This is a genomic window from Pseudomonas sp., from assembly GCF_049590575.1.
GTDB lineage: Bacteria > Pseudomonadota > Gammaproteobacteria > Pseudomonadales > Pseudomonadaceae > Aquipseudomonas.
The window spans coordinates 1-5,177 of sequence record NZ_JBAWDE010000447.1; the positions used below are offsets into that span (position 1 = coordinate 1).

The window sequence follows — 5,177 nt, forward strand, 5'->3', positions numbered from 1 at the left end:
CTCCCACATAGTGTGGGAGGGGGCTTGCCCCCGATTGGCCCTGTCAGGCGACCCGAGGCTTCCTGACCAACCGCAACCCCGCAATCACCACGGCAAACACCGCAAACGTCGTGTTGTACAACGCCAGCGCCGGCAGCCCGAACACCATCCCCAGCACCGCCAACCACCACCCTGCCCGGCCCGGCACAAAAAATCCCAGCACCGACGCAACGAGCGCCGCCCAGCCCAGCACCCTGAAGTGAATCATCCAGCCCAGGTTCGAACGCAACTGGCATTCCCACCGGCTGGCTTCATCGGCGCACAGGCCCACCCATTGGCCATCCTCCATAAAGCCATAACGCGCGGCATAACTGGCGGCCAGCCATAGCGGCAGGGCAATAAGCAGTAAAATCAACGGCAAGCGACGGGACATGGAGCACTCCGATAGGCAAAAACGGCGCTCAGCTTAATGTGCCAGTGGCCGTAAGCAAGGTGCATCTACACAATTAGTGTTCACTGATGCGTGCCAAAGTGTATCGTCTCGCTACTATTACCCCGATTCCGACGTTTTTTCCGACTTTTAGTGCCGAGGGCTGGCACTTCGGTGGCAACGCGGTGGTCATAGCCTGCGAACTTCATTCAGCACCTTTCCTCTTAGGGATTAAGTCATGCTCCGTTCCTTGCGCTGCGCTGCCTTGCTGGGCAGCCTTTTTTTGAGTGCGTCAGCACTGGCCGTCGATATCGACCAAGCCACCTATGGCTACCCTTTGACGAACCCGTTCGAAGCGACCATCGCCACCACCCCGCCCGACCTTCGGCCTAAATTGCCGACCGACGACGAAATCAACCAATCCGACTACACCCTGAACATGCGCCCCGAGCGCGAATTCAGCCTGCCGGACAACTTCTGGGCAGTTAAAAAGCTTACCTATCGAATTGCTAAGCAGGACCGTGCCGCGCCGCTGATTTTCCTGATCGCCGGCACCGGCGCGCGGTTCGACAGCAGCATTAACGAATACCTGAAAAAGCTGTATTACCAGGCCGGCTACCACGTGGTTCAACTGTCGTCGCCCACCAGTTTCGACTTCATCGCCTCGGCCTCGCGCTTCGCTACGCCCGGCATCAGCCAGGAAGACGCCGAGGACATGTACCGCGTGATGCAGGCCGTGCGCGCGCAGAACGCCTCGCTGCCGGTGACCGACTTCTACCTCACCGGCTACAGCCTCGGCGCCCTGGATGCGGCTTTTGTCAGCAAGCTGGACGAGACCCGTCGCAGTTTCAACTTCAAGAAAGTGCTGCTGCTCAACCCGCCGGTCAACCTCTACACGTCGATCACCAACCTCGACAAGCTGGTGCAGACCGAGGTCAAGGGCATCAACAACACCACCACGTTCTATGAGCTGGTGTTGAACAAGCTGACCCGCTACTTCCAGCAAAAGGGCTATATCGACCTCAATGACGCCCTGCTCTACGACTTCCAGCAATCCAAGCAGCACCTGACCAACGAACAGATGGCCATGCTGATCGGCACCTCATTTCGCTTCTCGGCGGCCGACATCGCGTTTACCTCGGACCTGATCAACCGCCGCGGCCTGATCATCCCGCCGAAATACCCGATCACCGAAGGCACCAGCCTCACGCCGTTCCTCAAGCGTGCACTGCAGTGTGACTTCGACTGCTACCTCACCGAACAGGTTATCCCGATGTGGCGCGCCCGCTCGGACGGCGGCAGCCTGCTGCAACTGGTCGACCAGGTCAGCCTGTACGCCCTCAAGGACTACCTGCACAGCAGTCCGAAAATCGCGGTAATGCACAACGCCGACGACGTGATCCTGGGCCCTGGCGACCTTGGCTTCCTGCGTCAAACCTTCGGCGATCGCTTGACCGTCTACCCCCTGGGCGGCCATTGCGGCAACCTCAATTACCGCGTCAACGCCGACGCCATGCTGGAGTTCTTCCGTGGCTAAATATCTTCTGCTGCTTGCCGCCCTGATGTGTGCAGGCGTGGCCAATGCCGACAACAGCAAGGCTCACGCACCCACCGTGGTGGGTTCCGATGGCTTCAAGGAACCGCTGACCAAGCTCAAGTTCAACCCGGGCCTGGACCAGCGTGAATTTGAACGTTCGTCCGTCAACGCCCTGAACGTCTATGACCCGCTGGAGTCGTGGAACCGCCGCGTCTACCACTTCAACTACCGCTTCGACCAATGGGTGTTCCTGCCGGTGGTCAATGGCTACACCTACGTGACCCCAAGCTTCCTGCGCACCGGCGTGAGCAACTTCTTCAACAACCTGGGCGACGTGCCCAACCTGTTGAACAGCCTGCTGCAGTTAAAGGGCCAGCGCTCCCTGGAAACCACCGGACGCCTGCTGGTCAACACCACCCTCGGCATCGCCGGTCTGTGGGACCCGGCGACGTCCATGGGCCTGCCGCGTCAGAGCGAAGACTTCGGCCAGACCCTGGGCTTCTACGGCGTGCCTGGCGGCGCCTACCTGGTGCTGCCGATCTTCGGCCCATCGAACCTGCGCGACACCACCGGTTTGATCGTCGACTACGGCGCCGAGACCGAGATCAACTTCCTCAACGTCGCGGAAGTCAGCTCCAACCATCCAGAAATCTGGGCCCTGCGCGCCGTCGACAAGCGCTACCAGACCAGCTTCCGCTACGGCCAGATGAACTCGCCGTTCGAGTACGAGAAGGTGCGCTACATCTACACCGAATCACGCAAGTTGCAGATCGCCGAGTAAACGCCCACAAAAAAGGCCATTCGATTGAATGGCCTTTTTTTGTGTCCGCGGTTTATGCCTTGACGGCTTTCCAGGTTTTGCCGACCACGCTGACCAGCGCCAACACGATGCCCCCCGCAATAATTCCTGCCACCGCATTCAGCAAGGTCGGCATCAGCCACGCCAAACCGCCGGTGCTCAGGCTCACCGCTTCGATCCAGTGATGCACCACCGGCACACCATGGGTCAGGATGCCACCGCCGACCATGAACATCGCCGCCGTGCCAATTACCGACAGGCTTTTCATCATGTACGGCGCCGCGCGCAAAATTCCACCGCCGATACTGCGGGCCATCTGGCCGGGCTTCTGGGTCAGCCACAGGCCCAGATCGTCCAGCTTGACGATGCCGGCCACCAGCCCATACACGCCGATGGTCATCACAATGGCAATGCCCGACAGCACGATCACCTGCTGCATCAACGGCGCATCGGCCACGGTACCCAGGGTGATGGCGATGATTTCTGCTGAAAGGATGAAATCGGTGCGGATGGCGCCCTTGATCTTGTCCTTCTCAAACGCCACCAGATCAGTCGCCGGGTCGGCCACGGCCTCGACCAGATGCGCCTGCTCTTCGGTGCGCTTGTGAAAAAAGCTGTGCGCGAGTTTTTCAAAACCTTCGAAACACAGGTAAGCGCCCCCCAGCATCAACAATGGCGTCACCGCCCAAGGCGCAAACGCGCTGATCAACAAAGCGGCGGGCACCAAAATCAGCTTGTTTATAAACGAGCCCTTGGCTACCGCCCACACCACCGGGATTTCCCGTTCGGCACGTACCCCCGAGACTTGCTGCGCGTTGAGCGCCAGATCATCGCCCAGTACACCGGCGGTTTTCTTGGCGGCCACTTTCGTCATCAGGGCGACGTCATCGAGTACTGCGGCGATATCGTCTATCAACACCAACAAGCTGCTTCCTGCCATGAATCGGGCATCCGTAAAAGAGAGAGCGGCGAGCATAACGCGGCGCAGAGCATTGCGGGCACATTGTTGAGGCTCACGGATAGCCGGTGCTACCATGCCCAACCGCCTGTCCTGGCAAGGAAAACCCTGGTTTATGAGCACCATTCGCGAGCGCAATAAAGAAAAGATCCTGCGGGCGGCCAGCGAGGAGTTTGCCGACAAGGGCTTCGCCGCGACCAAAACCAGCGACATCGCCGCCAAGGCCGGGCTGCCCAAGCCCAATGTCTATTACTACTTCAAGTCCAAGGACAACCTCTACCGCGAGGTGCTCGAAAGCATTATCGAGCCGATCCTGGCCGCCTCCACGCCGTTCAACCCCGAGGGTGAGCCTTCGGTGGTGCTGAGCAATTACATCCGCTCGAAAATCCGTATCTCCCGCGACCTGCCCTTTGCCTCCAAGGTGTTCGCCAGCGAAATCATGCATGGCGCCCCGCACCTGAGCGCGGACCAGGTCGGACAGCTGAACGCCCAGGCCAAGCATAATATCGACTGCATCCAGAGCTGGGTGGATCGCGGCCTGATCGCCGCCATTGACCCCCATCACCTGATGTTCAGCATCTGGGCGGCGACGCAGACCTACGCCGATTTTGACTGGCAGATCTCGGCCGTGACCGGCAAGGCCAGCCTGGATGAGGCCGATTACGAGGCAGCGGCGCAAACGATTATTCGGTTGGTGCTCAAGGGCTGTGAGCCGGACTGAACCACCGCGGCGCCTGTGCCCTTCGCGAGCAAGCCCGCTCCCACAGGGGATTTGGTTGCAGACACACATTGCATGAACATCGTAGAGCCTCTGTGGGAGCGGGCTTGCTCGCGAAAGCGCCCTCCCGGACACATCCTGCCAACAGCCTTGCGATCAGTATCAGTCACCAAGATCTAGCCTCTCAGAACCCCATCTGCAGAGAGGCCAAGGAATGCCTGATCTCGCCACCTCACACCGCCTGCGTATCGGGCGGTTCAGCGAACCGAACCGCATCTACCTGATCACTACCAATACCCACGAACGCGTACCGATATTCAGTGACGTTCACTTGGGTAGATTGGTGGTCGTGCAATTCAGACTCGCGCAATACCAAGGGCTGGCCAAGTCCCTGGCCTGGGTGGTAATGCCAGACCATTTCCATTGGCTGATCGAATTGCAAAAAGGCTCGCTGGGGGATCTGCTTTGCCAAGTGAAATCCAAAAGCACCCGGAGCGTGAACGGTGCTACCGGACGCAAAGGCCGCCTTTGGCAAACCAGTTTTCATGACCGTGCGCTACGCAAGGAGGACAATCTGGTAAAAATGGCCAGGTATGTGGTGGCCAATCCTCTGCGGGCGGGGCTGGTGAAGCAGATTGGTTACTATCCGCTGTGGGACGCGATTTGGTTGTAGGCTGGAGACCGAGTCGCCGCCTTCGCGAGCAAGCCCGCTCCCACAATTGACCGAGTGCATCCCTTGGAATGCGGTCGAATGTG

Annotated in this window: 6 protein-coding genes; 4 read left to right on the forward strand and 2 right to left on the reverse strand. The window is 59.5% G+C overall.

The features are described from left to right. Positions 1 to 43 precede the first annotated feature (43 nt). Positions 44 to 412, reverse strand: coding sequence for a hypothetical protein (locus tag WBR57_RS31005; RefSeq protein WP_424089530.1), 369 nt, complete (start codon positions 410 to 412; stop codon positions 44 to 46). Between the two features lie 235 nt (positions 413 to 647). Between WBR57_RS31005 and WBR57_RS31010 the strand changes: the two genes are divergently transcribed. Both WBR57_RS31010 and WBR57_RS31015 read left to right on the forward strand, forming a co-directional pair. Beyond that, positions 648 to 1,946, forward strand: coding sequence for a serine/threonine protein kinase (locus WBR57_RS31010; protein ID WP_424089532.1), 1,299 nt, complete (start codon positions 648 to 650; stop codon positions 1,944 to 1,946). Further along, positions 1,939 to 2,727 carry an MlaA family lipoprotein gene (locus tag WBR57_RS31015; RefSeq protein ID WP_424089535.1) on the forward strand — a complete coding sequence of 263 codons (789 nt, stop codon included), beginning with the start codon at positions 1,939 to 1,941 and terminating at the stop codon, positions 2,725 to 2,727. The genes WBR57_RS31010 and WBR57_RS31015 overlap by 8 nt, the downstream gene beginning before the upstream one ends. A gap of 52 nt (positions 2,728 to 2,779) precedes the next feature. Here WBR57_RS31015 and WBR57_RS31020 read toward each other — a convergent pair whose 3' ends face one another. Further along, on the reverse strand, positions 2,780 to 3,685 hold the full coding sequence (locus WBR57_RS31020) for a DUF808 domain-containing protein (RefSeq protein WP_424089537.1): 906 nt from the start codon (positions 3,683 to 3,685) through the stop codon (positions 2,780 to 2,782). A 133-nt stretch (positions 3,686 to 3,818) separates the two neighbouring features. Between WBR57_RS31020 and WBR57_RS31025 the strand changes: the two genes are divergently transcribed. Together WBR57_RS31025 and WBR57_RS31030 are read left to right on the forward strand one after the other, a co-directional pair. Beyond that, a complete protein-coding gene (locus WBR57_RS31025; protein WP_424089538.1) occupies positions 3,819 to 4,424 on the forward strand; it encodes a TetR/AcrR family transcriptional regulator in 606 nt (201 codons plus the stop codon). Positions 4,425 to 4,635: 211 nt separating this feature from the next. Then, a complete protein-coding gene (locus WBR57_RS31030; RefSeq protein ID WP_424089540.1) occupies positions 4,636 to 5,094 on the forward strand; it encodes an REP-associated tyrosine transposase in 459 nt (152 codons plus the stop codon). Positions 5,095 to 5,177 lie beyond the last annotated feature (83 nt).

Bases quoted from the DNA above. Each gene is read 5' to 3' on its own strand.
- WBR57_RS31005 (WP_424089530.1), bottom strand. From the start codon at position 412: ATGTCCCGTCGCTTGCCGTTGATTTTACTGCTTATTGCCCTGCCGCTA.
- WBR57_RS31010 (WP_424089532.1), top strand. From the start codon at position 648: ATGCTCCGTTCCTTGCGCTGCGCTGCCTTGCTGGGCAGCCTTTTTTTG.
- WBR57_RS31020 (WP_424089537.1), bottom strand. From the start codon at position 3,685: ATGGCAGGAAGCAGCTTGTTGGTGTTGATAGACGATATCGCCGCAGTA.
- WBR57_RS31025 (WP_424089538.1), top strand. From the start codon at position 3,819: ATGAGCACCATTCGCGAGCGCAATAAAGAAAAGATCCTGCGGGCGGCC.
- WBR57_RS31030 (WP_424089540.1), top strand. From the start codon at position 4,636: ATGCCTGATCTCGCCACCTCACACCGCCTGCGTATCGGGCGGTTCAGC.